Source organism: Vibrio sp. OPT24 (assembly GCF_015163545.1).
GTDB classification, from domain to species: Bacteria; Pseudomonadota; Gammaproteobacteria; order Enterobacterales; family Vibrionaceae; genus Vibrio; species Vibrio cyclitrophicus.
Genome location: NZ_JADDYI010000032.1, coordinates 1 through 287, shown reverse-complemented (window position 1 = coordinate 287; position 287 = coordinate 1). Strand labels below are relative to the sequence as shown.

1 rRNA gene is annotated in these 287 nt (G+C 52.3%); it reads right to left on the bottom strand.

Features of this window, described 5'->3' with window-relative positions:
* Positions 1-287: ribosomal RNA gene (locus tag IQO02_RS22560) — 16S ribosomal RNA — on the bottom strand; the annotation flags it as partial.

The following is a 287-nucleotide window of genomic DNA, read 5'->3' as shown; positions in this document are numbered from 1 at the left end:
CTCAAGGCCACAACCTCCAAGTAGACATCGTTTACGGCGTGGACTACCAGGGTATCTAATCCTGTTTGCTCCCCACGCTTTCGCATCTGAGTGTCAGTGTCTGTCCAGGGGGCCGCCTTCGCCACTGGTATTCCTTCAGATCTCTACGCATTTCACCGCTACACCTGAAATTCTACCCCCCTCTACAGCACTCTAGTTCACCAGTTTCAAATGCAGTTCCGAGGTTGAGCCCCGGGCTTTCACATCTGACTTAATGAACCACCTGCATGCGCTTTACGCCCAGTAAT